Annotated in this window: 22 protein-coding genes and 3 pseudogenes; 8 read left to right on the top strand and 17 right to left on the bottom strand. The window is 60.2% G+C overall.

Translation table 11 applies throughout. The features are described 5' to 3' along the window. Nucleotides 1–99: 99 nt before the first annotated feature. Nucleotides 100–321, top strand: coding sequence for a tetratricopeptide repeat protein (locus tag XH90_RS39480; protein WP_232995594.1), 222 nt, complete (start codon nt 100–102; stop codon nt 319–321). Nucleotides 322–1,231: 910 nt separating this feature from the next. Here XH90_RS39480 and XH90_RS37095 read toward each other — a convergent pair. The 3 genes from XH90_RS37095 to XH90_RS39475 all read right to left on the bottom strand — a co-directional run bounded on the left by XH90_RS37095 (nt 1,232) and on the right by XH90_RS39475 (nt 3,265). Continuing rightward, nucleotides 1,232–2,029: an effector protein NopP gene (locus XH90_RS37095; RefSeq protein WP_276575808.1), complete on the bottom strand. Its 798-nt coding sequence runs from the start codon at nt 2,027–2,029 to the stop codon at nt 1,232–1,234. A 446-nt stretch (nt 2,030–2,475) separates the two neighbouring features. Continuing rightward, complete coding sequence (locus XH90_RS37090; RefSeq protein WP_232995595.1) at nt 2,476–3,045, bottom strand: maturase; 570 nt, start codon at nt 3,043–3,045, stop codon at nt 2,476–2,478. Then, nucleotides 3,011–3,265: a hypothetical protein gene (locus XH90_RS39475; RefSeq protein WP_232995652.1), complete on the bottom strand. Its 255-nt coding sequence runs from the start codon at nt 3,263–3,265 to the stop codon at nt 3,011–3,013. Before XH90_RS39475 ends, XH90_RS37090 begins: the two co-directional genes overlap by 35 nt. 366 nt (nt 3,266–3,631) lie before the next feature. On the opposite strand from XH90_RS39475, the gene XH90_RS37085 reads away from it, so the two are divergent. The 4 genes and pseudogenes from XH90_RS37085 to XH90_RS39460 all read left to right on the top strand — a co-directional run bounded on the left by XH90_RS37085 (nt 3,632) and on the right by XH90_RS39460 (nt 5,032). Beyond that, nucleotides 3,632–3,799 carry a DUF2309 domain-containing protein gene (locus XH90_RS37085; protein ID WP_164933827.1) on the top strand — a complete coding sequence of 56 codons (168 nt, stop codon included), beginning with the start codon at nt 3,632–3,634 and terminating at the stop codon, nt 3,797–3,799. Continuing rightward, a complete protein-coding gene (locus XH90_RS39470; RefSeq protein ID WP_232995596.1) occupies nt 3,792–4,535 on the top strand; it encodes a recombinase family protein in 744 nt (247 codons plus the stop codon). Before XH90_RS37085 ends, XH90_RS39470 begins: the two co-directional genes overlap by 8 nt. Next, nucleotides 4,436–4,666 (top strand): annotated as a pseudogene (locus tag XH90_RS39465) (recombinase family protein); the annotation flags it as partial. The gene XH90_RS39470 and the pseudogene XH90_RS39465, both read left to right, overlap by 100 nt. 96 nt (nt 4,667–4,762) lie before the next feature. Then, on the top strand, nt 4,763–5,032 hold the full coding sequence (locus XH90_RS39460) for a zinc ribbon domain-containing protein (RefSeq protein ID WP_232995653.1): 270 nt from the start codon (nt 4,763–4,765) through the stop codon (nt 5,030–5,032). Nucleotides 5,033–5,118: 86 nt separating this feature from the next. Here the strand turns inward: XH90_RS39460 and XH90_RS37075 are convergent, their stop codons facing one another. The 4 genes and pseudogenes from XH90_RS37075 to XH90_RS37060 all read right to left on the bottom strand — a co-directional run bounded on the left by XH90_RS37075 (nt 5,119) and on the right by XH90_RS37060 (nt 8,060). After that, nucleotides 5,119–5,751 carry a hypothetical protein gene (locus tag XH90_RS37075; RefSeq protein ID WP_128929727.1) on the bottom strand — a complete coding sequence of 211 codons (633 nt, stop codon included), beginning with the start codon at nt 5,749–5,751 and terminating at the stop codon, nt 5,119–5,121. Nucleotides 5,752–6,190: 439 nt separating this feature from the next. After that, a complete protein-coding gene (locus XH90_RS37070) occupies nt 6,191–6,340 on the bottom strand; it encodes a DUF2274 domain-containing protein (protein ID WP_232995654.1) in 150 nt (49 codons plus the stop codon). A gap of 122 nt (nt 6,341–6,462) precedes the next feature. After that, nucleotides 6,463–7,581: pseudogene (locus XH90_RS37065) on the bottom strand (IS630 family transposase). Between the two features lie 194 nt (nt 7,582–7,775). Beyond that, the gene (locus XH90_RS37060) at nt 7,776–8,060 is read right to left on the bottom strand and encodes a hypothetical protein (RefSeq protein WP_128929728.1); all 285 of its coding nucleotides are present in this window, start codon (nt 8,058–8,060) and stop codon (nt 7,776–7,778) included. Between the two features lie 330 nt (nt 8,061–8,390). Between XH90_RS37060 and XH90_RS37055 the strand changes: the two genes are divergently transcribed. The 3 genes from XH90_RS37055 (at nt 8,391) to istB (ending at nt 12,027) form a co-directional block, all read left to right on the top strand. Beyond that, entirely contained in the window at nt 8,391–9,416 is a 1,026-nt protein-coding gene (locus tag XH90_RS37055) for an IS110 family transposase (RefSeq protein WP_164934317.1), read from the top strand. Nucleotides 9,417–9,697: 281 nt separating this feature from the next. Beyond that, nucleotides 9,698–11,188 carry an IS21 family transposase gene (istA, locus tag XH90_RS37050; RefSeq protein WP_128929730.1) on the top strand — a complete coding sequence of 497 codons (1,491 nt, stop codon included), beginning with the start codon at nt 9,698–9,700 and terminating at the stop codon, nt 11,186–11,188. Continuing rightward, a complete protein-coding gene (istB, locus tag XH90_RS37045) occupies nt 11,185–12,027 on the top strand; it encodes an IS21-like element helper ATPase IstB (protein WP_128955095.1) in 843 nt (280 codons plus the stop codon). The genes istA and istB overlap by 4 nt, the downstream gene beginning before the upstream one ends. 706 nt (nt 12,028–12,733) lie before the next feature. Here istB and XH90_RS37040 read toward each other — a convergent pair. From XH90_RS37040 to ltrA, 10 genes and pseudogenes are all read right to left on the bottom strand, one after another. Then, nucleotides 12,734–13,456, bottom strand: a complete 723-nt coding sequence (locus XH90_RS37040) for an LrgB family protein (RefSeq protein ID WP_128929732.1) — start codon at nt 13,454–13,456, stop codon at nt 12,734–12,736. Next, nucleotides 13,453–13,830, bottom strand: a complete 378-nt coding sequence (locus XH90_RS37035; RefSeq protein WP_128929733.1) for a CidA/LrgA family protein — start codon at nt 13,828–13,830, stop codon at nt 13,453–13,455. The genes XH90_RS37040 and XH90_RS37035 overlap by 4 nt, the downstream gene beginning before the upstream one ends. A gap of 273 nt (nt 13,831–14,103) precedes the next feature. After that, a complete protein-coding gene (locus XH90_RS37030; RefSeq protein WP_164934311.1) occupies nt 14,104–14,385 on the bottom strand; it encodes an aldehyde dehydrogenase family protein in 282 nt (93 codons plus the stop codon). A 268-nt stretch (nt 14,386–14,653) separates the two neighbouring features. Next, the gene (locus tag XH90_RS37025) at nt 14,654–15,661 is read right to left on the bottom strand and encodes a PAS domain-containing protein (protein WP_128929735.1); all 1,008 of its coding nucleotides are present in this window, start codon (nt 15,659–15,661) and stop codon (nt 14,654–14,656) included. 132 nt (nt 15,662–15,793) lie between these two features. Further along, complete coding sequence (pyk, locus tag XH90_RS37020; RefSeq protein ID WP_128929736.1) at nt 15,794–17,206, bottom strand: pyruvate kinase; 1,413 nt, start codon at nt 17,204–17,206, stop codon at nt 15,794–15,796. A 105-nt stretch (nt 17,207–17,311) separates the two neighbouring features. Then, nucleotides 17,312–19,090, bottom strand: a complete 1,779-nt coding sequence (locus tag XH90_RS37015) for an FAD-dependent oxidoreductase (protein ID WP_128929737.1) — start codon at nt 19,088–19,090, stop codon at nt 17,312–17,314. Nucleotides 19,091–19,126: 36 nt separating this feature from the next. Beyond that, complete coding sequence (locus tag XH90_RS37010; RefSeq protein WP_237867295.1) at nt 19,127–19,951, bottom strand: phosphoenolpyruvate hydrolase family protein; 825 nt, start codon at nt 19,949–19,951, stop codon at nt 19,127–19,129. Then, nucleotides 19,944–21,197, bottom strand: coding sequence for a Tm-1-like ATP-binding domain-containing protein (locus tag XH90_RS37005; RefSeq protein WP_232995598.1), 1,254 nt, complete (start codon nt 21,195–21,197; stop codon nt 19,944–19,946). Before XH90_RS37005 ends, XH90_RS37010 begins: the two co-directional genes overlap by 8 nt. Nucleotides 21,198–21,415: 218 nt before the next feature. Next, nucleotides 21,416–22,273: pseudogene (locus XH90_RS37000) on the bottom strand (IS66 family transposase); the annotation flags it as partial. A 79-nt stretch (nt 22,274–22,352) separates the two neighbouring features. Next, entirely contained in the window at nt 22,353–23,606 is a 1,254-nt protein-coding gene (gene ltrA / locus XH90_RS36995; protein WP_128955096.1) for a group II intron reverse transcriptase/maturase, read from the bottom strand. Nucleotides 23,607–23,716: the final 110 nt, after the last annotated feature.

The raw sequence follows: 23,716 nt of genomic DNA, 5'->3' as shown, positions 1-23,716 counted from the left end.
TCTGCTACTCGGAGGCTGCGCGAGCTCGCCTAAGCCCAGTCCTTCATCGCAGCAAGAGACCGCTCCAGAACGCTAGGCGACAAGGATATCGATCCTGCTATGCGCGACCGCATTGCCTACGCTCTCCAAGCGGACGCTGACGAGGAGACTTTTCGCGAAACGTTGAAACAACAACCGGGCAAGGTCAATGCGGCGATTCCTCTGGCGCGTGCCCTGCTGGTGCGCAAGCGCCCGGATGAGGCGCTTGATGTCCTCGACAAGGTCTTGCTCGCGGTCCCTGCAGACCTGCGCGCCCTGAATTGCGAAGGGAGTTGTGCTTGACAGTGAAGGACGTCACCGTGAAGCACAAGCGCTATATCGGCAAGCTCTCGCAACGACCCTCGATAATCCGATGCTGCGCAACAACTTAAAGCTGTCGCTCGTACTTAATGAGAAGGCCAAAACAGGAAGCGCGAGCCTACAGCAGTTTTAGCCGCCCATCAGGGGGCGCAATCTCGCTAGCGCCGTTGCTCGCTAACGATACATTTCCTGCAGGGTTTGGTAGGTTGAGCACGGCTCAGCCTGCATCCGCTGGGGTCCTTTTTCGGCTAACGGGTTAGTCGCGAGTCAATGTGCAGATGCTCTCTTATCCCCGAGGCTTGGGATTGCGTGTGCTGGTTCTGACACTCATGTCTGTCTTCCAGCGACCTAGTGTATGCGATGGAGAGAGCATTTGCTGGTTTTTCTCTACAGCAACGCCGAAGAAACATTACGCACGACGCAAGCAATTCGCATTGCTTGTCGCACCGGCCGCCGACGAACAACTTGATGGTATGCTCAGCACGAGGTGGCTCGACATCTCTCCAGATTTGGCGTCTTCGATCGAAACGGCCGAAGACACACCATCAGATTCGCTCCTCAAACGGAAATCACTTTGGACCGTTCTGATGGTGGACATTGGCGCACACCGCGACTGGGCTGGAAACCGGCACGATGACGCGTGGCCCCCATGGCGTCAATCCGCGAATGATTCCTCCTCTCCGGATGCAAATGGAAAGCCCCGGCTCGAAGCCGGGGCTTTTGTTGAGCTATCATCGCCGCGCAACTCTCATAGACCACGGTGCGGTTGTTACCAGGGATCTCATCCGGTCAAAGCGGTCGGCTTCGACCCGCCGAGGACTCAACGTAAGCCGACAATGTCGACTTACGTTGCTCCACCGCCCGCCGCGACACGAACGCTTGCAGATCCGCGCTACATAAAGTCACCGTCCTCGTCGGAATCTGCTGCAGCTTCAGTATCACTGTCCGCTTTGGAGAGATAGCGCCGAGAACTAGTTGCACGTTGCCATTCACCATCGCTGTTTAGCTCCCACTTTCCGGACTGGGTGGGATCGAGCACCATGTCGTCCTCATCCACTTCAACGAACCCCATTGCTTGCGCGCGGGCTTTCGCTTCTGGATTAGCAGGACGCCAATTCACCAACGGTCGTTCGCCGTCTTGCCGAAGTTGGTGCTCGAGCAGAATATCGCCAGCATTCGTGACAAGCGGATGAGCCACCTGAAAGTCGACAACTGAGGTGACTTCACTTCTTCCGGGGAACTGGTCTCGCCACCTACCGCTTTCGAACTCAGTCATGCTGAATCCGCGTTCAGTCCTTTGCAGGCCGACGCTCATATTTCCTAACTGGTAGCTGTAGTATCGGGCGTCCTCGGAATCTCTTCTGACGGCGTACTTCTCGGCAACCTCTACCGTGCGCCTTGCTCTTTCAGATACAAGCTCAGAGTATTCGTGAGGATTGTTGGCGATTCGATTGATAGCTTCCCCATGATAGTTCCGCGCCTCTCTCCTGAATGTCGCTTGATCGATCTCAACCACGGGTGGCCTTGCAAGGAGGGCATATTGCGGATGCGAAGATGAGCTGCCGGCCGAATCTTGCAACTGCATTCTAGCGAACGCGTCCGCGAAGTCTTGGCTTTCGCAATTCGAATGCTCCGCATCTTGCCGATAATAAGTTTCGTTCTCGGAAAAATTGTTGATTCGACCGTACATGATGAGCACTCTCCTATGGTTCACATGTCTTGCATTGTGTCGGGCCGCTGACCAACCCACTCGTAGACCCCTAAGCTGTCCATACTCTGACACCAGCCTATAAATGGAAGGGACCTGCTGCTGCGCGGTGCTGGTCAGCGAGTACAGTTTCGGCGCCATGCCTCGGAACCGGTTGATGAGCGCCGTAACGAACAGGCCTCGCCTCCGCTAGGGCGAGGACCTTCCGAATAGAGTTGCATCATCCAAGCTCGCTCCTCCTCAGCATAGGATTAAATCAGACAATTCCCCTCTGACGATGTCGATTCGGGAGAAACAACAGGCTCTAGATCGAGATCTTACTTGGCCTGTTTGGATCGTGGTCGAGTAGCTCAGCCATTTGGCTTTCGCCCTCACAGATCCGGGCAGGCGGCTTTCCCGCACCCGGCTCTTCCCGAGAGTAACCCGCGTCATATCCGCGCCTGCGCCCAAGTGCGAGTGATGCCCGGACCGGGCAGACGGAAGTGTGTCGTCAGGGTCTCGAACTCCGACCAGCCCATGCGCCGACTTTTCTGGCTACGCCGTCTCAGACAGCGCATCCACGTCCGACGCACTTCGCGGTAGAAGCCGTTGAGCGCTGGATAATTGTGCGGCCTGCCGTAGTAGCCGTAGTGTCCACGCAGAACAGCGGCGAACCACTGGTGCTGCGTGGCCAGTGACTCGTGCATGAGCCGCCAGGCGTCCTGGCGCAACGCCGTCAGCTTGCGCGTCAGGCGTTTCCCGTCCGTCTTGTGCTTCACCATGAACCGGCCGTCCCGGGTCCGCCCGCAGTAGTGGGTGAAGCCGAGGAAGGCGAAGGTCTCGGGCCGCCGCTCGCCGCGCCGCTGACGCGAGAGGGCCTCAAACCGGCCAAACTCGATCAGCCGCGTCTTGCCCTCATGAAGCATCAGGCCAAAGCTGGCCAGCCGCACCTTGAGGGCCAAGAGCATCTCCTGCGCATCCGCCTTACTCTCGAAGCCCATGACGAAGTCGTCGGGCATAGCGCACGGTGCGACCGCGTGCATGGCGACGGCGCCATTGGTGGGCCCAGAGATCGAGGACGTAGTGCAGGAAGACGTTGGCGAGGAGCGGGCTGATGCCCGCCCCTTGCGGAGTACCCCTGTCCGTTTCTTGCTTCTCGCTGCTCTCCAGAACACCGGCCCGCAGCCACAGCCCAATGAGCCGTAGAATGCGAGGATCGGCGATCCTGTGCGCCAGCATCCGCAACAGCCACTCGTGGTCGACCGAGTCGAAGGAAGCGGCCACACACTACCCATCGCCATGATATCCCAGCTTCGGTGACGATCACGCGCAAGCGTCACGCATTCGAAGGTCAGGCGTTGGCCGTGATCGGCACCATTAGGCGGCGCGGCGTCCGCTATCTCCTCACAGTTCTGCCAGATGGCAGTCGGTCGTTGATTCCGGCGAGTTGGACCGATTGGAAGGTTGAGCCGCTTGGAGGCACGCCGCCGACCGATGACGCTGTCCACGATCTCGGCAGGCTCGGTGATTTGCTCCACTTGCGCAAGCTCGTCGACGCTCTTTGCATCGGGGGTGCCGAGTCGGCGCCGTGCAAGGAGAGTCGCCATGCAATTGAACCTGGAGTTTTTCGATCAGCCCGATGTTCCACCAAGCGCGCCAGCAGCGTGGGACCAAATCGACGAAGCCGCCCGCATGGCGGCAATCGAGATTCTGGCGCGCCTCATTGCACGCCTGCTCCCGGACGACCTGGCGATGGAGGCAAGCGATGAGTGAGCGCGTCAAGATTACGTCAAGTCATCTCTCTCGACAGGCTTTCGTCTATCTGCGCCAATCCAGCGCCGCACAGGTCGAGCACAACCGCGAATCAACCGACCGGCAATATGCGCTTGCCGGCAAAGCGCGTGACCTCGGCTGGCCCGATGAACGCATCATCGTTATCGACGAGGATCTTGGCCTCTCCGGTTTGGGCTCGGTGGCGCGTTCGGGCTTTGCCCGCCTCACCGCCGAAGTGGCGCTCGCGCGCGTGGGCCTGGTGCTCGGTCTCGAAGTCTCGCGGCTCGCGCGCAATAACGCCGAATGGTACCGCCTGATTGATCTGGCCGGATTTACCGACACGCTGATCGGCGATGCCGACGGCATCTATCATTCGGCCGTCTTCAACGATCGCCTCTTGTTGAGGCTCAAAGGCACGATGAGCGAAGCCGAACTGCACGTGCTGCGGGCTCGCCTCAACGGCGAATCCGCAACAAGGCGGCGCGGGGTGAACTGCGCCGCGGGCTGCCGGTCGGCTTCGTCTGGGGCGAGGCTGATGGCGAGGTCCGCTTCCATCCTGACGAAGCTGTCGTCATCGCCATTCGCAGTGTTTTTGCACGCTTTGCCGAGATGGGATCGGCGCGTCGCGTTTGGCTCTGGTTTCGTTCCGAGGGGCTCACGTTCCCGCTGCAGCTGCACGCCCGTGCCCAGATCCGTTGGGTCGAGGCAAGCTACACCGCCATCCACCAGGTCTTGACCAATCCCGTCTATGTCGGCGCCTATATCTATGGCAAAACGCGTCAAGAGACGATTCTCTTTAGCACTGGTGCCCGCAAGAGGCGGATTCGATTCTTGCCGCGTTCCCAATGGCAGGTTCTCATCCCCGAGCATCATCCAGGGTTCATCGACTGGCAGACCTATGAAGCAAATCAGCAACGTCTCGCCGCGAACACGCGACCCCAGCCGCACAAGGGCGGCGGCGCCGTGAGAGAGGGCAACGCCCTCCTGCAAGGTCTTGTCAGTTGCGGCCATTGCGGCCGCCGCCTGCACACCCACTATCGCGGACGCAATTCTTCGCCAGGTTATCACTGTGCTGGCAAAGTGCTGGTCGAGAACCGAGGCGTTTACTGCCTCAATATCGGCGGCGTTCAGGTCGATGACGCCATCACCCGGGCGTTCATTGCCGCGTTGGAGCCCGCCAAACTGACCGCGACACTCACCGCCGAGAGGGAGGCGACGGGAAGTCTAGTGTAGTGAACACCTAACTTTCGTGCGCTAGTGTCGGGGGCCGCGTGAGCTGTCGTTGTGTGAGTGAGCAAACTGCTCGTAGATCGAGCTAATCAGCTCAACGGGGATGATATCGAAGCGGTATGGAAATAGCGAATGCTGCCCAGTCTCCGGGTCAATGGCTTCGAGAAAGTCCGCAACCGAACAAAGTGCTTATGGCGCAAGCGGCTCATTGGCATGGAGGCTGGAAACATGTCTCCGTTGAACGTGGCGCGAAGCCATGCAAATAACGCGTGCGAAGACGTCGTATTGCGTAAGGCGTCAGGCAACGTGTCTTCGCCGCAATGTTTTTTGAGCTTGCGCTTATCTACGATACCGCGGTCGACGAGATACTGGGTAAATATTACTCGGCCGATTAGACCTTGAGCGATGCCTCGCTCTAGGTCATCAGCGACGAGGTCCCGCTCGAGAGCGCTTAGATCGGACAGAAGCCTTTGATCGACGGTATTCTTCCGATTGATGGAATCGTTTCGAAGCCAGAATTGGCCGCTCTCCATTGCGAGGCGCCCGGCGAGTTCGTCCAGCGCGGTTAGCTCGCTAGCGATGATCTTGAACGTGTGGAGTCGGTTAGCTTCCGCATCGCCTTGTGCAAGCGGCCGGCCAAAGCCGTTGTAAAGCTCGATTGTGCTCGGGCTGACGATCCACAGGAGGGGCGTGTCGTGCCCATGGCGTCGCCAGCCTCTCAAGCTCGCTCGTCGATCACGCGAAGTCAAAGGAACTTGCCGTTCGCACCAGGGACGTCGCGTTACCAACGGCCCCGAGTAGAGCAGTTGTTCAATCGGTTTCCTCTTAAGCACGCAAGATGCGCTGAAAGCGCCCTGGCGTTCACCACAAGTCGGCAGCCGACATTTATCGGAAATTGAACGGTGATGGGTTGCGCCGGCTCGCCGCGAACAGAAGCCCTGCGTCCATTCCGAAGCCGAGCTTTTGAGTGTCTGCCTTTCGCAAGAACCGTTAGTTGCGGGGATACGCAACACCCGATTGTTGCGTTTGGTAGAACAGGAAATTCCGAGAGCCTCTGCATAACTGATCAGAAATGGCGACTCTGCGCCCCAACGCCTTCTAAGCTGTTGATTTAAAAGGTAGTTCATCGCTGCGCAGGTTGCTCGACCTGCTTCGCGAGCGCTAACCGGATCTCTCGGCCGCTCGAGGGACGGAATGAGTGTCACTTCGCTGGGGACATCGCAAGGCGCGGTCGGTCGCCACAAAGCGCTCGATCATGGGAGGAATCAATTTAGGGGGCTCTGTTGGCGTCGCGCTGCGGTTCCGTGTCAGAATTTCCGCGTTGTCCGGCCTCTAACGGGGCTATTTCATGCCTGTGATGTCTGGTTGCTAAGACGGTCGCCGGACATCCACACGATGACGAGGTTGGCCGAAGCGTTGAAGGAGGTCTTATCCTAGTGTCTTGAACCAGAAGTTCGCAACATCGGGTCTTGTTTTTCCGGGGCGCTGTAACGACAGAAGCGCTCGATGGAAGCAAGGATGTCGTCGGCGGATTTGGTCCATCGGAACGGTTTCGGATCGGCGTTGTGTCGTTCGATGAATGAGGCGATGTCTGCCCTGAGGGCGGCTACGCTGCGATAGACGCCGCGCCTGATCTTCTTATCGGTAAGAAGCGCGAAGAAGCGCTCGACCTGATTGAGCCATGACGAACTGGTCGGGGTCAGGTGCACATGCCAGCGCGGCCGTTTAGCCAGCCATTTCCGGATCAGCGGAGTCTTGTGGGTGGCATAGTTATCCATGACGAGATGGACGTCGAGTTGGCGGGGCACAGCGGCCTCGATCTCGTCCAAGAACTTGCGGAACTCGGCGGCACGGTGCCGTCCGTAGCACTTGCCGATAACCCGTCCGGTCGCAATGTCGAGGGCGGCGAACAGCGATGTGGTGCCGTGTCTTTTGTAATCGTGGCTCCTTCGGGCCGGCTGGCCGGGACGCATTGGCAACATCGGCTGACTGCGGTCCAACGCCTGGATTTGCGACTTTTCGTCTACACACAGAACGATGGCGTGTGCCGGCGGCGAGACGTAAAGGCCTACGACATCGCGCACCTTGGCCACGAAGTTCGGATCGGTCGAGAGCTTGAACGTCTCCATCCGGTGCGGCTGGAGGCCGAAGGCCCGTCAGATGCGTTGTACCGTCGATACGGATAGGCCGCTCGCCTTCGCCATGTCCCGGGAGCTCCAATGAGTGGCGTTCTCAGGGCAACTCTCCAACGTTCTCACGATCACGGCTTCGATGCGGGCGTCGTCAATCGTGCGAGGCGCGCCGGAGCGCGGCTCATCATGCAGCCCGGCCACGCGCTGCTCCACAAAACGTCGTCGCCACTTGCCTACTGTGCCCCGCTCCAGGCCTAGCTTGGCCGCCACGTCCTTGTTCTGACCACCTTCCGCGCAGGTCAGCACGATCCGGGCTCTCAAAGCCAGCGCCTGCGCCGTCTTCCGCCGCTTCGTCAGCGACGTCAGTTCGGCGCGCTCGTCATCGCTCAATATCAGGGGGGCAAGTTGCTGGACCGCCATCGGAGACTCCGTCGCTGTTTGCCGCCATCTTTGGCACAGCGACGCGAATCTAATGCGAATCTACGATTGCGAACTTGTGACTCAGGACACTAGAGTTTTACTTCACCGATCTGGCGAACAGTCGTTGCAACGCGACTGCAAAAAAAGGGAGGCTGCCAACTGCGCGGGTGTGAATTGGCCGGATAGCTCTCGACTTAAGCAATGGTTTCCACGATTTCATAGCGCCGGATCAGCGGTCCGATCCCCTCGTTGAGCAGGGTCAGGACGTTCTGCGTTGTCGGAGCGAGGAGTTCAATCCGCTCGATGCGAACTGGACTCCATGAAGGCTGCTTGTCCTCATCCGAGGCGATTTCCTCGCGGAGTTCGAGAACGATCTGTCGCACCTCTTCCAGCTCTGCAAAAAAGAAACTCTGGATTCCTGTGTCTTTCCAGCGATCTTCGTTCGGCTCAATCTCGCGTGAGTAGGTATATAAGATCATGGTTCCTCGCCTGCATGGGCGGCGGCGATCAAGGTGAGACCTTAGCGACAATCAGGATGAGACTGCGCGGATGGGGACGGACCGAAGGGAGGGCGTAGCCCGACCGGAGGACCGTTCCCATCGGCGTCGCGTTTTTCGGACCGGTCTGGCGGCTGGGTGCGGCTGGTGCAAGCTGTTGATTCGTCTCGACAAGAGGGAATCGATGCCTTGCCTGGCCTTCACATCACCGACCACCAGATGAGATGGGATGGTTGCCGCCCTCCCCAGACGGCATCGTAATGTGCCAAGAACGCAGTGTTTGAACCCCGAAGCGAAGAGGACGGCAAATTGATGGATACGGTGATCGGAGTGGATCTAGCCAAGAATGTGTTTCAGCTCCACGGGGCGTCAATGGCGGGACACTTGAAATTTCGAAAGAAACTGTCGCGGCTTCAGTTTCGGAAGTTCATGGCGGGCCACCCATCGGCAGTGGTGGTGATGGAAGCCTGTGGCAGCGCCCACTATTGGGCACGGGAGATGGTCAAGCTCGGCCATGAAGTGAAACTGATCGCTCCGCAATATGTGAAGCCTTTTGTGAAACGCCAAAAGAACGACGCGGCTGATGCCGAAGCAATCGTGATCGCGGCACAGCGCCCCGAGATGCGCTTCGTCGAGCCGAAATCGGAAGAACAGCAGGCCAGGGCAGTGCTCTTTCGGGCTCGGAAGCGCCTTGTTCATCAGCGCACCGATCTGGTGAATGCGCTGCGTTCTGTTCTCTACGAATTCGGCCATATCATCCCGCAAGGAATCGAACAACTTAAACGCATTGACGCAATCCTCGAAGATCCGAACAGCGATCTACCAGAACTGGTCCGCGAGGAATGTCGGAGTCTCATTGATCAGATCGCCTACAAGACGGAGCGGATCGATGCCAAGGCAGAGCAGCTCAAGAAGTTGGCGACGCGGACGGTCACGGCGCAGCGGCTGCAGACAATGCCGGGGGTCGGCCCGCTGACCGCACTCGCGATCGAGGCTTTCGCGCCCGACATGGCGGCCTTTCGACGTGGCCGAGACTTCGCGGCTTGGCTCGGCTTGGTCCCACGGCAACATTCCTCAGGGGGAAAGGAAAGGCTCGGACGCGTTTCGAAGGAAGGACAGGCGGACATTCGCCAGTTGCTCATCGTTGGGGCGATGTCGCGGCTGAACTGGCTCGGGCGCAAGTCGATCCCTAGCGGATCCTGGCTGGCGCAGATGCTGGCGAGGAAGCCGCGCATGCTTGTGGCGATCGCCTTGGCGAACAAGATGGCTCGGACGATTTGGGCCATGCTCACCCGGAAGGAGGATTATCGGAACCCAGCGCAGGCAGTGACGGCATGACTGCATGCAGCACGAAATAGCCTGACGTTGGCGAAGGGGGTGTGAGAAGGCGACGACCCGAATGGGCGCAACGATCGAACAGATCTGGATCAGGAAACCAGCTAGAGCCAAAGAGCCGACGTGCTCGGAGATGAGAATTGGACCTGGTCCGCGGATCACCATACCGGCCAGCGGCTTCTGAAAATGCCGTAAAGGAAGGCCTGACAGAAGACCGCACTCGATCACACGCCAAAGGGTCAGAAACTTCTTGCATTGCGGGCGGCAACCACAGAAGGCTGTACATGACCTACCGACTGACATTGTCTCCCGAGGCCGCGGCGGCCAAGGCGGGGTTCTCGAAAGCGAGCGCGTATCGGATCGAGGACGATTTGCGCCTGCCATCGCAGAAGAAGGTGCCGAGAGGCCGGCGACGGTCCGATCCGCTCGTGCCCTATTGGGACGCCGAGATCGTTCCGATCCTGAAGGCTGCGCCCGGCATCCGCGTGATCGGCGTGCTGGACGAGCTGCGCCGTCGGCATCCCGACCTCAACCCCAACATCCGACGCACGCTGGAGCGGCGCATCAATGCCTGGCGGGCGCTCAATGGCCCTGAACAGGACGTGATCTTCCGCCAGGAGCACGAGCCCGGTCGTCTGGGTCTGTCCGACTTTACCGATACAAGCCCGCTCGGCATTGCCATTGCTGGTGAGACGCTCGATCACCGGCTCTACCACTTCCGGCTGGCGTTCTCCGGCTTTGAGCATGCCCATGTCGTGCTCGGCGGCGAAAGCTTCGTCGCCCTGGCCGAGGGCTTGCAGAACGCCCTGTGGGCGCTCGGCGGCGTTCCGCGGGAGCATCGCAGCGACAGCCTGTCGGCAGCATTCCGCAATCTGGCGGCCGACGCGCGGGAGGATCTGACACAGCGCTACGCCGCGCTGATGGGCCACTACGGCATGGCGCCAACGCGCAACAATGCGGGCATTGCACACGAGAACGGCTCGATCGAGAGCGCGCACGGTCATCTCAAACGAGCGCTGGAGGATGCGCTGTTGCTGCGGGGCACGCGCGACTTCATCAGTCTCGATGCCTACCGGGCTTTTGTCGACGAGATTGTCGGCCGGCGCAACGCCAACCTCGCTAAGCGGATCGCGCTCGAAAAGGAAGCACTGGCGCCACTGCCGAAAGGCCGCACGACCGACTTCGAGGAGAAGGTGATCCCGGTGACGTCGTCAGGCGGCTTCATCCTGCGGCGCGTGTTCTACACTGTGCCTTCAAGACTGATTGGCCATCGCCTGCGTGTGCGCATCTTCGACGACCGGCTCGAATGCTTCCTCGGCGTCACGCCGGTCGGGACGCTGCGGCGCGGGCGGCCTGTGTCGGAGAACCACGGCGGGCATGTCGTTGATTATCGGCACGTCATCCATGCCCTGCGGCGCAAGCCGATGGCGCTCGTCAATCTCGTCTATCGCGATCAGCTCTTCCCGCGCGCGGCTTACAAGCGCCTCTTCGAGACCTTGCGGGAGCATGGCGACGACCGGCGCGCCTGCAAGGTGACGGTCGAGCTTCTGGCTCTGGCCCATGAGCGAGCCTGCGAAGCCGAGCTCGCCGAGGCGATCGCGACCGCTCTCGATGCCGGACGGTTACCCGATCTTGCGGCATTGCGCGATCGCTTCCGACCCGAGGCGGCCTCGATCCCGAGTGTCGCCGTCAAGCTGGCGTCGCTCGACGTCTACGATGAGCTGGCCTCCGTCAGCGTCGTGTCGGCCCACTCGAACCTGGGAGGAGCAGCATGACCAGCGGAGCTACCTCCATCGATGCCGCCCGCGTCGAGCTGCTGCTCAATGAGTTGCGCCTGCCCGGCGTCAAGGCGATCTGGCCGAAGCTCGCCGCGCAGTCGGACAAGGAAGGCTGGCCCGCCGCCCGCTTCCTTGCGGCCCTTGCCGAGCACGAGGCAGCCGATCGCACCCGCCGCCGCATCGAACGACACATGGTGGAAGCGCGTTTGCCCGCCGGCAAGACGCTCGCCACGTTCGAGTTCGAGAGCGTGCCTATGCTGTCAAAGGCACAGGCGATGGCGCTCGCCGCCGGTGACGTCTGGTTGAAGACCGGCGCCAATCTGCTGCTGTTCGGTCCACCCGGCGGCGGCAAGACCCATCTCGGCGCAGCGATCGGCCTGGCTCTCGTCGAGGACGGTTGGCGCGTTCTCTTTGCACGTACCACTGATCTGGTGCAGCGGCTGCAGGTGGCCCGGCGCGAGCTGGCGCTGGAGTCCGCAATCGCCAAGCTTGACCGCTACGACCTCCTGATCCTCGACGACATCACATATGTGAGCAAGGACCAGGCGGAAACCAGCGTATTGTTCGAGCTGATCGCCTCCCGCTACGAGCGACGCTCGCTGCTGATCACGGCCAATCAGCCATTTGGCGAATGGGGGCGTATCTTCCCCGATCAGGCGATGACACTGGCGGCGATCGATCGCCTGGTGCACCACGCCACGATCCTCGAGATGAACGTCGAGAGCTACCGTCGAAAAGTTGCTCTCGATCGCAGGCGCGGTCCAGGCCGGCCGCCGGTTCACGCCACTCCAAATGAACTCGAGAAGGCGGTGACTGACGCTGGCAATGCCGCTTGATTGTCGCGCAGCGTCAATCAAGCCTTGCCAAGCCCGCAGCCAGCGTCAATTATCTTCTGACTCGGCCGCCTCGTCTCATCTTGATTGACGCGCCGCTCTCATCCTGATTGTCGCGCCATACCTGCATACCTGCGATATCCCCGCCGGTCTTATACTTTCCAATTCTGCCATGGAAGATCAAATCCCTTGTTGAGGACGATGTAGTTGTCACTCTCCGGCTCGTGCGAGTCCGATGAAGTGCGTGCACTCCGGGCGGCAAACGGGCAATGGCGCGACACCTCCAGGCCTTCAGCCATCTCGTGAGGACTTGTCGACAAGATCGGACAGCTTCAGTTGGAACTGTCGCCGTCGGAATCCCTGCAAACCGTCCCTGACGGCGAGTAAATGCGTCCAGCACTATGGCCGTATGGGCGGGGGCGATAGCCAACGACAGCTTCCGTGGCGTCGGGCGCTGCATGGTACCAATCGTTGCCCACGAGTAGTAAATTCAAATTGCAGGCTTGTGTGGCAAATATCCGGTTCAGGAGGCAGCCGCACTTGCGCTCACAGCGCCGGGGCGTCCATTCCTACGCGATTGGGTTCAAGGAACCTATTCTGTGAGTGCGTAGGGTGGACTGCCCCGGCCCAGTGAAGATCGGGCCAGTGACGCTATCAACCATCAAGATCGATAGCGAGCTAGTGCGGAGCCGATACAAAAACCCGACGCTCATCTCATTAGCACTGTGAGCGCTAGCGGTACGAGGAAAGATGTGATTAGTGCGTTTAGGCTCATAGCAATTCCAGAAAACACGCCAGCCACCTCGTCCACCTGAAATGCTCGCGCGGTGCCGATCCCGTGCGCGGCGATTCCTGCCGCAAAGCCACGAGCCCGAAAATCGGTGATGCCGGTACGGTTCATCAATCGCGTGACAACGGTCGCTCCCATGATCCCGGTGAGGATGACCGCGACTGCCGTCAGAGACGGATCCGCCTGCAGCGTTTCGCTGATGCCCATTGCGACCGCGGCCGTTACCGACTTCGGGGCAAGGGACAGGATCACCTCGCGAGGCAGGCCGGCAGCCTCCGCAAGCAGCACAATCGAGAAGACGGCCGTGACCGAGCCCGCAACGAGCGCTGCCAGCATCGGCACGATCGAGGCAAGGACAATCTTGCGATTTTCGTATAGCGGGACCGCGAGCGCGACGGTTGCCGGGCCGAGCAGGAAATGCACGAACTGCGCTCCGCCGAAATAGATCGCATACGGCGTGCCAGTTGCGAATAGAAACGCGCCGATGATCCAGACCGCGTGCAGCACGGGATTGGCAAGGGCATGACGGCGAAGCGCAAGCGACACGGCATCCGCGATTGCATAGACCAGCAAGGTGACCGTCAACCAAAGCAACGGGGATTGCGAGAGATAGACCCAGAGGGAGAACGGATTGTCCTTCACGGTGCCTCGCTGAACAGCCGACTGATAAGGCGGAACGTCAGAACCGTCGCAAGCAAAGTCACCATGACCGAGACAGCAAGGATCAATATTATAGCGAGCCCGTGCGTCGCGAGGAGATCGAGCTTTTCCACGACGCCAATGCCGGCTGGGACGAACAGGAGCGACAGATGCTTGAGCAGCCCCTTGCTTGCTGTTTCCACGCCGCTATTTCGTAGTGGGCCTCGAGCGATGCTTGAAAATCTGTCACGGGCAAGCAGCAGAATCAGCAAGAGCAGGAGCCCGAGCACGGGACCTGGCAGCGGTAGGCCGAGGCCCCGGGTGATGACTTCGCCGGCGAGTTGGCAGAGCAAGATAAGACTGAGACTTGCAAGCATGAAACACCCTGAGCGGCACATTCATATCAGGAGGAGCTACCGAAAAATTGTCCATGGCCGCGTGGTCGAGAACCGACCGCCCCTTCTTCGATTTGCTCAAGTCCGAGACGGCTTCTGACCACATCAGGTGCTCGCCCGGATCACGAACTTAGTACTGAGATATCCCTCGATTGCTTCCACCCCGCCTTACGAACCGTAGCTGGAATCCCTGATGTTTCCGAACGGGACTTCTGAAAGCGCCAAGCTAGGTATTTGATGGACACCATACCGCTTTCAAGCGGTCGGCCCCGAAGGCACAAGCCGTCGATTGGCCTCCTCGGCGACCTCGTCGTAGCTCTTGAATGCAATGATCTGGCGCGAGCGGCCAAACGACTCTTCATTCATGATACACGCCTCGGGCGAGGTCCCCGTCAGGACCGTTGACTCGACGAAGAACCCTTCGTTGCCAATGCGCTTGCCATCGGTCTGCAAGAATGCGCCGCGCTGGACTGACAGCGCCGGCAACGAAGCTCTCCATCGCATCGGCCAGCCGCGAATTGGCGAGTTGTCCCCCATTCGCGTATCCTTCTCGAACACATTTCCGACCTTGATGCGCCAAGCTTCTATCGTAGTTCGCCAAGTCGGCCCTTCTCGCCACATTTCAGACCTTTCTTGATAGGGCATTGAATTCGAGCAGCAGGCAATCCGCTATGCCTTCACCATGGCTGCGACCACCAGGAAGGAATGAACGCGTTCTCTGAGAAGCGTTCGCCGAAGTTTCGGGGTAGCTAGACGAGAAAGAGAGCTGGGGAGTAGTCATCAGAGGCCGTTGGGTCTGCACCGGCTATCGCGGCCGGACACCGGGCTTGCCAACCACAGGGAACGTAAATTCGATTCCCGCTTCAGAAAACGTCTTCCGCAACGTTTCCATCAGCTCATCAGACATCTGGGGAGTGTCATTGTACTCCTCCAGCCGCCGAATGACCGCGGAAGACACGCCCGCTCGCTCCGCTAGCTCCTTTACCGACCAGTTTAACATTCCACGCGCTGCACGCAGTTGCCTCCCCGTGACCTTTGAGGCCCCTCTTCGCTCCCGCGCGAGTATATCATGGTGTGCGTCGCTCCACGTGCCGAGCCATTCTCGAACGCCACCCTCGCTGTTCTTGAGGGGCACCGCCGCGCCCTGGTGCCAGCGATAGATGCCGTCCGGCCGGCGCAAGCGACATTCGACGTTATAAGGCTGCGCTGTCTCGACCGAGACCGCCCACTCTCTTAGAGCTGCCTCGCGGTCATCCTCATGGATGAGACCGATCCAGTCCTTGAAACGTGATCCATGATCTTCGGCAGTCTCTAGCGCATTGGAAACTGCAGTGAGGCGACCATCGCTACTGCTTGTCCATGGGAAACCCCGACAGATCTCAGCCAATGCCCTGTAGCGCTCCGCTTCTACTTTGAGCGCGTCCAAGAGATTGCGCTGTTCAGTGATATCGCGCGCGAGCCCAAGAATGCACTCTGGTTTGCCGGCCTCATCGAGCAGCGGTTCGGCCCGGCCGTGGATCCAGCGCAAAGTTCCGTTCGGACGGATGACACGAAATTCACCCTCGAGCAACGATCGATTGAGCTCCCGTGCGCCGAAACAGCGCATGCTGCTGCGGTCATCGGGATGAATCCTTTTCTCGATTTCCGCGTATGCTGGCGTAGTTCGACGCGGATCCAGCCCAAATAGCTCATAAAGGCCACGGGACCATTGCATCTGGCCGTTGCCGTCGCTGCGCCACAGTCCGACAGAGAGCTTCTCTTCCAAGAATGGAAGGACATTTGCAAGGCTGAGGCCGCTCTCGAAGTCAGGCAATGTGAGCTCCTGGCCGGACCTGGGGCCGAGTTCGGTGCATCTCGCGCGCGATCATCTTTGACGCCTCGCCCTCCTCCCGACCGCAACCAAGACGCCTCGCCCGACGGTTCACGGCAAATGACCTTGTCCTTCTTAGCAGGCAGCCACGCGGAGATTGTTTGTCGCGCCTCTATGTCCGAATGGCAGGCCAAAAACCACCACCGCCAGGTCGCCCGACCGCGCATAACCTTCCCGCTGGGCCGCCACGGCGGCGATCTGGGTTATTTCCTCATAGCCAGAGGGATCGCTGGCCACCACACTGTGTACGCCCCACAACAGGCACATGCGCCGCGCCACGTTTTCATCCTGCGTCAGAGCAAGGATCGGAACCGGCGGCCGCTTGCGCGAGATGCGGGCCGCGGTCGTCCCGCTGGCTGTGAAGCCGACGATGGCTTTGGCCTCGATGGTGGCTGCAAGATCTGCACCCGCGGCAGCGACCGCATGCGGAGGCGTATTCTCCTCGTCAACTCGTGAGGCCTCAATCAGGGACCGGTAGAGACGATGCTGCTCTGTACTCCTGATGATGCGATCCATCATGGCGACGGCCTCGATGGGATAGGCGCCGCTTGCCGATTCGGCTGACAGCATCACGGCATCGGCGCCATCATAGATGGCGGTCGCAACATCTGAGGCTTCCGCGCGCGTTGGCGTCGGCGCCGCCACCATAGAGTCGAGCATTTGGGTTGCGACGATCACGGGCTTTGCGGCCAGCCGGCAGGCGCGGACGAGTTCTTTTTGCCGGCCAGGCACGTCTTCTGGGGGGATTTCGACCCCGAGATCACCGCGCCCGACCATGAGAGCGTCTGACAACTGAATGATATCGTCGATGCGATCAAGCGCCATGGGCGTCTCGATTTTGGCGACGAGGCCCGCTGCTTCACCAATGAGGGCCCGCGCCTCGATCAGGTCTGAAGGCTTCTGAACAAATGACAGCGCAACCCAGTCGACACCGAGCTCCAGGCCGAAGGCGAGATCGGCGCGATCTTTCTTGGTGAGGGGCGAGATATCGAGCGACGCCCCCGGCAGGTTTACGCCCTTATGATCGCGGATCGGGCCGCCGACAATGACGCGCGCGACCATTTCGCGATCGCCCGGTCTTTCGACGCTCAGGCGCACACGGCCGTCGTCGATGAGCAGCTTTTGGCCTGGATGCGCAGCTGCAAATATTTCCGGATGCGGCAGAGGGATTGCCTGCTTTCCACCTCTTGCTCCGTCGAGGACAAAGCGGACGCTCTCTCCAGCATGCAGGCATAGCTTGCCCTCTTCAAGCAAGCCGATCCGGATTTTCGGGCCTTGCAGATCCTGTAGCACTCCGATGGGACGGCCGAACTCTTGCTCGAGCGCGCGGATCGCCGAAAACGCGCGCGCGTGGTCGTCTTGGCTGCCATGGCTGAAGTTCAGGCGAAAGGTATCTGTGCCTGCAAGATAGAGATCACGGATTTTGTTAGCCTCGGTTGTGGCCGGACCGAGGGTTGCGACGATCTTGGCGTGGCGCGAACGACGCATCAAAATTGAATCCTGTGCAATGGGCTACGTTAGGGATCGGCGCTCATAGCTGTTGCCAATACCGGGTTTATCACGCGCCTCGCCCGCGCCATTCCCAAGTCGACATCACGCTCCCGAAGCGGCAGCAGCTTTCTCTTGCTGCGTCGAGGAAACGATACTGTTGACGGCCCGGTACGCGAACACAATGGCTGGCCCAATGGTGATGCCTGCTCCGGGATAGATCCCACGCATCGGGGAGGTCATGTCATTGCCGCAAGCATAGAGTCCTGGAATTGGCCTTTCCTGACCGTCCAATACCTGCCCGCAAGTGTCGGTTGCCAATCCGGTTGCAGTGCCGAGCGTTGCCGGAACGATTGGGAGTGCGACGAACGGGCCGGTTTTGATTGGCCCAAGGTTTGGGTTCTTCTTGCCCACGGCCGAATCGCCGAGCGTGCGATTGAAAGCCGATTCACCGCGATTGAACAGCGGATCGCGCCCCTCAGACGCATGCGCGTTGTGTTCTTCGACAGTCTTTTGAAGCGCGGCGGACTCCAATCCCAGCTGCTTCGCAAGCTCTGGAATCGTCCGGGCGACCTTGATGTAGCCAAGGCGCGCATATTTCCCGATGCTCAAGGTCCATGGCCATGGCAGCAAATGCCCCATCCCTCTCAGCCGTACGAAGTCGTGGTCGCAGATGAAATAGAACCGCTTGTCTGCCGGATACCCACCGTTGAACATCGCCAAGCAGATGTCGTGATAGGAATTGGATTCGTTGACAAAACGCTTTCCATCTGGCCCCACGGCAATGACGCCGGGACGGCCGCGGTCGAGCCAGCCGTAGGGAACGACTTGCGAGGAACTGCCGCTCTTCAGAATCGATACGGGCGTCCAGAAGCCGGCAGAGGCAACATTGTTGTCGATTGCCGCTCCGAGCCTTGTCGCAAGAGAGATGCCGTCGCCTGTCGCATCGGGATGGGCGAGCGTGTCGTCGTGCTGGTGGGGGCCACTGAGCTCGGCTCTCAATTGCGCGTTACGCGCAAACCCGCCCGTTGCGAGGATCACCCCATGGGAAGCGCGCACGCGAATCTCGGAATCGGCCGACTTAACGACCGCGCCGGTGACGCGGCCTTCTTCCTTGATCAACTCTACGAGCGGGGATTCCGGCCATATCTCGACGCCGTACTTGCGCAGGCTCACAAGCAAGCGCGCGATCAGGGCGTTGCCTCCGCTGAGCTCGGTGCCGCGCCTGTGGCCAAGCCGGTCACGCGCGTAGCGGCTGACGCGGCGCAAGACGTGCCTGAGCGAGGCAAAGGATTGAAACGGATTGAGGAAGCTTCTCACCTCGCTCGATGAGATCATCATTCCGCCGAGCACAACGCGGATGGGATTGCCTATCAGATCGAAGTCGCTGCCAAGAAGCCGTCCGTCATAAGGCGCGGGGCTCAGTGCCCGGCCCTTATCGACTCCGCCGACCTGGCTTGAATGGTAGTCGGGGGCCGAGGCCAGCGTGAACTTGACTTCAGTCCCGTTCTCAAGGGCGGCGAGCGCAGCCGGGCCGTCCTCGAGATAGGCATCAACAAAGCCTGACCGGTAATATGTGCCAAGTTCATGTTGCAGGTAGGTCTTCGACTTCGCAAGCGAGTCGTCGATCTTCGCCGAGCGCGCTTGGTTCGAGCAAGGAACCCAGATCATTCCATTGGAGAGAGCTGTCGTGCCGCCAAGCCGCGCCGACTTTTCGCAGACAGTGACGCGCAGTCCTGCCTTTGCTGCATAGAGCGCAGCCGAAAGCCCGGCCGCACCACTACCGACCACGAGAACGTCGGTTGCCCAATTGTGCTCCGGCCTCCCCTCTCGGGCGAGTGCGACGGTCTTTCCCTTGCCTGATTGGCCCATCGGGTTATTCATTCGAGCCTCGCTGCGAGTGTTCTCTTGGAGCTGACGTCAGTGATGCCGCGGAAGCGGGACGGCTTTGAACTCCTCAGCCGCCGCCTTCACTGCCCGTTCGATCGGGATTCTTTCGATGGACGAGGCGCCAACGAAACCCACGCATTGCGTTGATCGGTACACCACGATCGTATCCTCCGGCTCCGCGATTGCACCGCCATGGCAAAGCAGGATCACATCGGAGCGCACGCTCCTTGCGGCGTCGCTGATGTCGTTGATGCGCCTGATCGCCTCTTGGATGGGCTGTCCTTCCTCATGGCCGACGAGCCCGCCTCGGGTGGCTCCTACGTGAGGGACGATGCAGTCCGCACCTGCGCCCGCCATCGCTTTGGCGTCGTCAGGGCTCGCGACATAGGCAAGCGAGAAGATGTCCTTCTTGCGCGCAGCCGCGATCATCTCGACTTCGCGTTCGAAGCCTAGTCCGACGCGCCCGCGGCGATAGCGCCATTTGTCGCCCATCGTGGAGATGGTCGGATAGTTGATTACGCCGGAGAAACCGGCCGACCAGAATTTGTCGAGCAGGGCATCAAGATCGAGCCGGAGGGGATCCCATGCCTCAATGCCGCCGATCACGGGCACCGAAGAAACGACGTTGCGGACTTCCGAGGCAAGTTCGAGCGTGCGCGCATTGGAATCGCCGATCCGGCTGGTCGGAAGTCCCATTAGGCGCGACAGCCCGGTGCTGTAGACGACCAGCATGTCCGCGCCCCCGAGCACTGCACATTTCGCAACCAGACCACAGCTGCTGCCCGCGGCAAGAATGGCTTTTCGCTCCGCCACCTGGTTTGCGATCTTGGCCAGGATTTCGGTTCGCTCAAACATTCGCATCGCCATCAGCCTTCTTGCCCAATTGCTTGAGGATCCATCTCGCAGCCGCCTCCGCAAATTCGGGATCGTTGATGTGACAGTTCAATTCGCGGACCGTAACCTTGGGCGGCAGATTGTCCTTAAGCGCATCGAGCCACGCGCGGTCCGCATCAGGATCTCGAAAGATGCCGCCGTCGCGGTCATAGTCGGAGACGCCTTTTGCCGGCCAAAGGACCATGACAGGCCCTTCTGCCAACGACAGCCGCTGGGCCGTAAGCCGGCCGATGCTCGTATTCTCGGCGAGGGTTGTGCGCATCAGCGTCGTGTACGGTGTATGGGAGTAGAATAGCCGGCCGCGAAATTGATCAGGAACGCTGGATGGCGCACCAAAATTGACCATGTCCACCGCGCCAGGCGCGATAACATGCGGTATTGATTGCTCTGCCGCTCCCTTGAGCCGATCCGGCCCGGCGCTCGCGGTGCCACCCACGATTTCGTCGGCGAGTTCGGTTGTGGTCAGATCAATCACAGCATCGAATTCGCCGGCCGCGATCAGCTGCTCCATCTTGCGGCCGCCCGCCCCGTTTGCAGGAAAGACGATCGCGTCGACCCCGGCCTTGCCGAGGCGCCCAACGCACTGAGTTGCCGCCGGCGTCGTCACTCCGAAGGCCGTGATCGCAACGATCTTCGTCTTTCGCGCAGCTTTGGCGGGCGCATAGCGCATGGCGGCGATGGCCTGTCCTGCATTCTGCAAGACCCGCTCGGTAAACGCATTGATCCCGAAGAGATCGACCAATGTCGGATAGAGCATGATGTCGTTGTGGACCGCCAATTCGGCGAGAAGTGCTGGCCTTGCGCTGCTCACGAGCAGCTTGGGAAAGCCATAAGGCAAATCAGATACGACTTCGCCGAACACCGCACTCCCCTTCCCACCGGCGACCCCGACGATCGCGCCGATGGCCCCTGATGCCAGCAGATCGCGAACTTTCCCGCGTGTTGTTGCGGCGATTTCTTTCAAGAGCTCGGCGGGCGAGGCGACGCGAACGCTATGACCGCCTGCTTGATTCGTCCGGGGCGCAATCTTCGAGGTGCCGACGTCAATCAGGACGGTCTTGCGGCCACACTTACAGATGATATCGGCCAAGTAGGAGACTTCGCGGCCCTTGGTATCGAGCGTAGCCACAATCGCGACTGCGTTCGAAAGCTCGGACAGGCTACCATCCCGGACCGCCCCCTGGCCGTCCGTGCAATGGTGAGACACGATTTTTCTCCTAGATCATTCTGACCAACGCGAGGTCTAGACCGAGCGGGATCGGCGTATAAGACCGCAAAGCGTCTAAGTGGGTAAGATTGGGTAGCCTCCTCCCGAAGTTCGAGCTACGTGCGCGCGGGCTTTTCAAGTGTACGCATACGACGAAGGCCGCCTGATTGACGCATGCGCGCGAGCACGGCGAGTTCTACGATGGCGTTGCGTGAAGGTCAGGCGGCTTGCTGATCGGCGGACTTGCCGGCTTGGTGCAGGAGCTTCCATTCCCAGGGCAGCAGTTCGCGCAGACGCGAGGTGGGAAGATCGGCGATCCGGGCGAGGACGTCGGCGAGCCAAGCCTTGGGATCGACGTCGTTGAGGCGACAGGTCGTGATCATCGTCAGCATGATAGCGGCACGGTCGGCGCCACGTTGGCTGCCAGCGAAGGTCCAGTTGCGCCTTCCCAAGGCAATGCCTCTCAATGCACGCTCAGCGCAATTGTTGGTCAAGCAGATCCTGCCATCGTCGAGGAAGCGGACGAAGTCGTCCCAGCGCTTGAGCATGTAGTTCATGGGCTTCAGGACCTCGGCGGAGCGGGAGAGGCTTTCTCGCTCGCGGAGCAGCCAGGCGTGCATGTCGTCGAGCAGCGGCTTGCTCCGCTCCTGGCGCACAGCACGCCGCTCGTCGGCACCACGGCCGTTGATGGCGCGCTCGATCTCGAACAGGGCGTCAAGACGCCTGACCGCCTCCAGCGCGATCGGGGAGACCGGTTTGCCCTTGCCTTCCCGGGCGGCTTTCTCGATGTCAGCCAGCTCGAAGAATCCCCGCCGCGCATGGGCCAGGCAAAATGCCGGCGTGATCGGCATTGCTTTCCTTTTTGGATCGAACAACGGCTCGAAGCCGCCATAGCAATCCGCCTGCAGAATGCCGGCGAAGGCGGCCAGATGCCTCTGAGGATGTTCGCCCCGTCGGTTGCCCGAGGCATAATAGACCGCCGCCGGCGGCGCAGGCCCGGCGAACGGCCGGTCATCCCGCACATACGTCCAGATCCGGCCGGTCGTGCATTTGCCCTTCGCCAGGATCCGGATGGTGGGGTGAGTAGGCCGGAGGGATTTCACCTCCAGCCTCTCGCAGAACCGGGCGTGAGACTCTCGCCTCACCCGGCTCCCATCAGGCAATCTTGCCGCCATCGCCGAGTTGCCAATGCACAAAGAGCCTGCGGTTCTCACGCGCGATCTTCTCCAGGAAGAGACGCGCGCGTCCTAAACGGTGATGGAAGCGCTTGTACTTTCGCTTCAACCAAATACCTAACGTCTGGTTGATGTAGCGCGCCAGCGGATAAAGCGCTGAGCGGGTGTATTGCCCATAATAAGCGATCCACCCCCTAACCATCGGGTTTAGCTCGCGAGCAATATCGTCCAGCGTCACCTCGGCTCGCCTGCGAAGTTTCAAGCCTCGGACCTTCGCCCGCATGGCGTTCAGCGCTGGTTTGCTGACCGCCGGGGTGAACCCACAGAACATCTTCTGCGAATGCGGCCCCAGGACCGATCGTGGCCGGAAGCAATAACCGAGAAAGTCAAACATGACCGTCTCGCTTTTACCTCGGCGTCGATCATCCTTGCAGTAGACGATCCTCGTCTTCGTAGGATGCAATTCCAGATGGCACTCCGCCAGCCGAGCCTGGAGCGCTTCGCGAACGCTTTGCGCCTCCATCTCATTCCGATAATGTACCAACCCGTCATCCGCATACCGACACCACCTGAGATCGGGGAACGTCCGCGCCATCCAGAGATCAAATGCATAGTGCATGAAGAGGTTGGCGAGGATCGGGCTCACCACGCCCCCTTGTGGGGTGCCGCGGCTTCGCTCGATTATCGTTCCATCCTCTTGCACCATCGGCGCTGTCAGCCATCGTTCGATGTAGAGCAGCGCCCATGCGCACGTCACATGTTTCCGGACGGCCCGTAGCAACAACTCGTGGTCGATATTGTCGAACAATCCTTTGATGTCGAACTCTAGAAACCAATCATACTTCCAGCACCGCTGTCGCGTGACGCCTACGGCATCGAGAGCCGATTTTCCGGGTCTGTAGCCATAGGAATCCGCCAGAAAGATTGCGTCAAGAGCCGGCTCAATCAGTTGTTTAACAACTGTCTGTGCCACGCGGTCCGCCACGGTGGGCACCCCGAGGATCCTCTGGCCTCCACTCTTCTTTGGAATGGAGACAGCCCGAACAGGCGGCGGGAAGTAAGCGCCTGAACTCATTCGATTCCAAATCTTGTAGAGATTTCCCTTCAAGTCGGACTCGAACTGCTCAATCGTCACTCCGTCGACACCGGCTGCGCCACCATTGGATCGCACCTGCAGATATGCTTCGTACACCTCTCTCTTGTCGATGTTGAACGGCTTGCTCGGCTGGTTCATCGACGTCCTCCTGTTGCCAGTTGCGACGATGGCCAGCCCACCTGATCCGATCCCTTCGCTCCGGCCCCATTACGAGCCTTCGTCGCTAATACGGATCGGTCCGTCCCAGT

It is taken from the genome of Bradyrhizobium sp. CCBAU 53338, assembly GCF_015291665.1.
Lineage (GTDB): Bacteria > Pseudomonadota > Alphaproteobacteria > Rhizobiales > Xanthobacteraceae > Bradyrhizobium.
Note: the sequence above shows the minus strand (reverse complement) of the source record. Positions and strands in the feature narration are given on the sequence as shown.

Coding starts and splice junctions, on each gene's coding strand:
- XH90_RS37015 (WP_128929737.1), bottom strand. CDS start 19,090: ATGAATAACCCGATGGGCCAATCAGGCAAGGGAAAGACCGTCGCACTC.
- XH90_RS39475 (WP_232995652.1), bottom strand. CDS start 3,265: ATGCTGGCGCACAGGATCGCCGATCCTCGCATTCTACGGCTCATTGGG.
- XH90_RS37090 (WP_232995595.1), bottom strand. CDS start 3,045: ATGCCCGACGACTTCGTCATGGGCTTCGAGAGTAAGGCGGATGCGCAG.
- pyk (WP_128929736.1), bottom strand. CDS start 17,206: ATGCGTCGTTCGCGCCACGCCAAGATCGTCGCAACCCTCGGTCCGGCC.
- XH90_RS37085 (WP_164933827.1), top strand. CDS start 3,632: ATGCAATTGAACCTGGAGTTTTTCGATCAGCCCGATGTTCCACCAAGC.
- XH90_RS37095 (WP_276575808.1), bottom strand. CDS start 2,029: ATGTACGGTCGAATCAACAATTTTTCCGAGAACGAAACTTATTATCGG.
- XH90_RS39470 (WP_232995596.1), top strand. CDS start 3,792: ATGAGTGAGCGCGTCAAGATTACGTCAAGTCATCTCTCTCGACAGGCT.
- XH90_RS37055 (WP_164934317.1), top strand. CDS start 8,391: ATGGATACGGTGATCGGAGTGGATCTAGCCAAGAATGTGTTTCAGCTC.
- istB (WP_128955095.1), top strand. CDS start 11,185: ATGACCAGCGGAGCTACCTCCATCGATGCCGCCCGCGTCGAGCTGCTG.
- XH90_RS37030 (WP_164934311.1), bottom strand. CDS start 14,385: ATGGGGGACAACTCGCCAATTCGCGGCTGGCCGATGCGATGGAGAGCT.
- XH90_RS39480 (WP_232995594.1), top strand. CDS start 100: ATGCGCGACCGCATTGCCTACGCTCTCCAAGCGGACGCTGACGAGGAG.
- XH90_RS37010 (WP_237867295.1), bottom strand. CDS start 19,951: ATGTTTGAGCGAACCGAAATCCTGGCCAAGATCGCAAACCAGGTGGCG.
- ltrA (WP_128955096.1), bottom strand. CDS start 23,606: ATGAACCAGCCGAGCAAGCCGTTCAACATCGACAAGAGAGAGGTGTAC.
- istA (WP_128929730.1), top strand. CDS start 9,698: ATGACCTACCGACTGACATTGTCTCCCGAGGCCGCGGCGGCCAAGGCG.
- XH90_RS37060 (WP_128929728.1), bottom strand. CDS start 8,060: ATGATCTTATATACCTACTCACGCGAGATTGAGCCGAACGAAGATCGC.
- XH90_RS37035 (WP_128929733.1), bottom strand. CDS start 13,830: ATGCTTGCAAGTCTCAGTCTTATCTTGCTCTGCCAACTCGCCGGCGAA.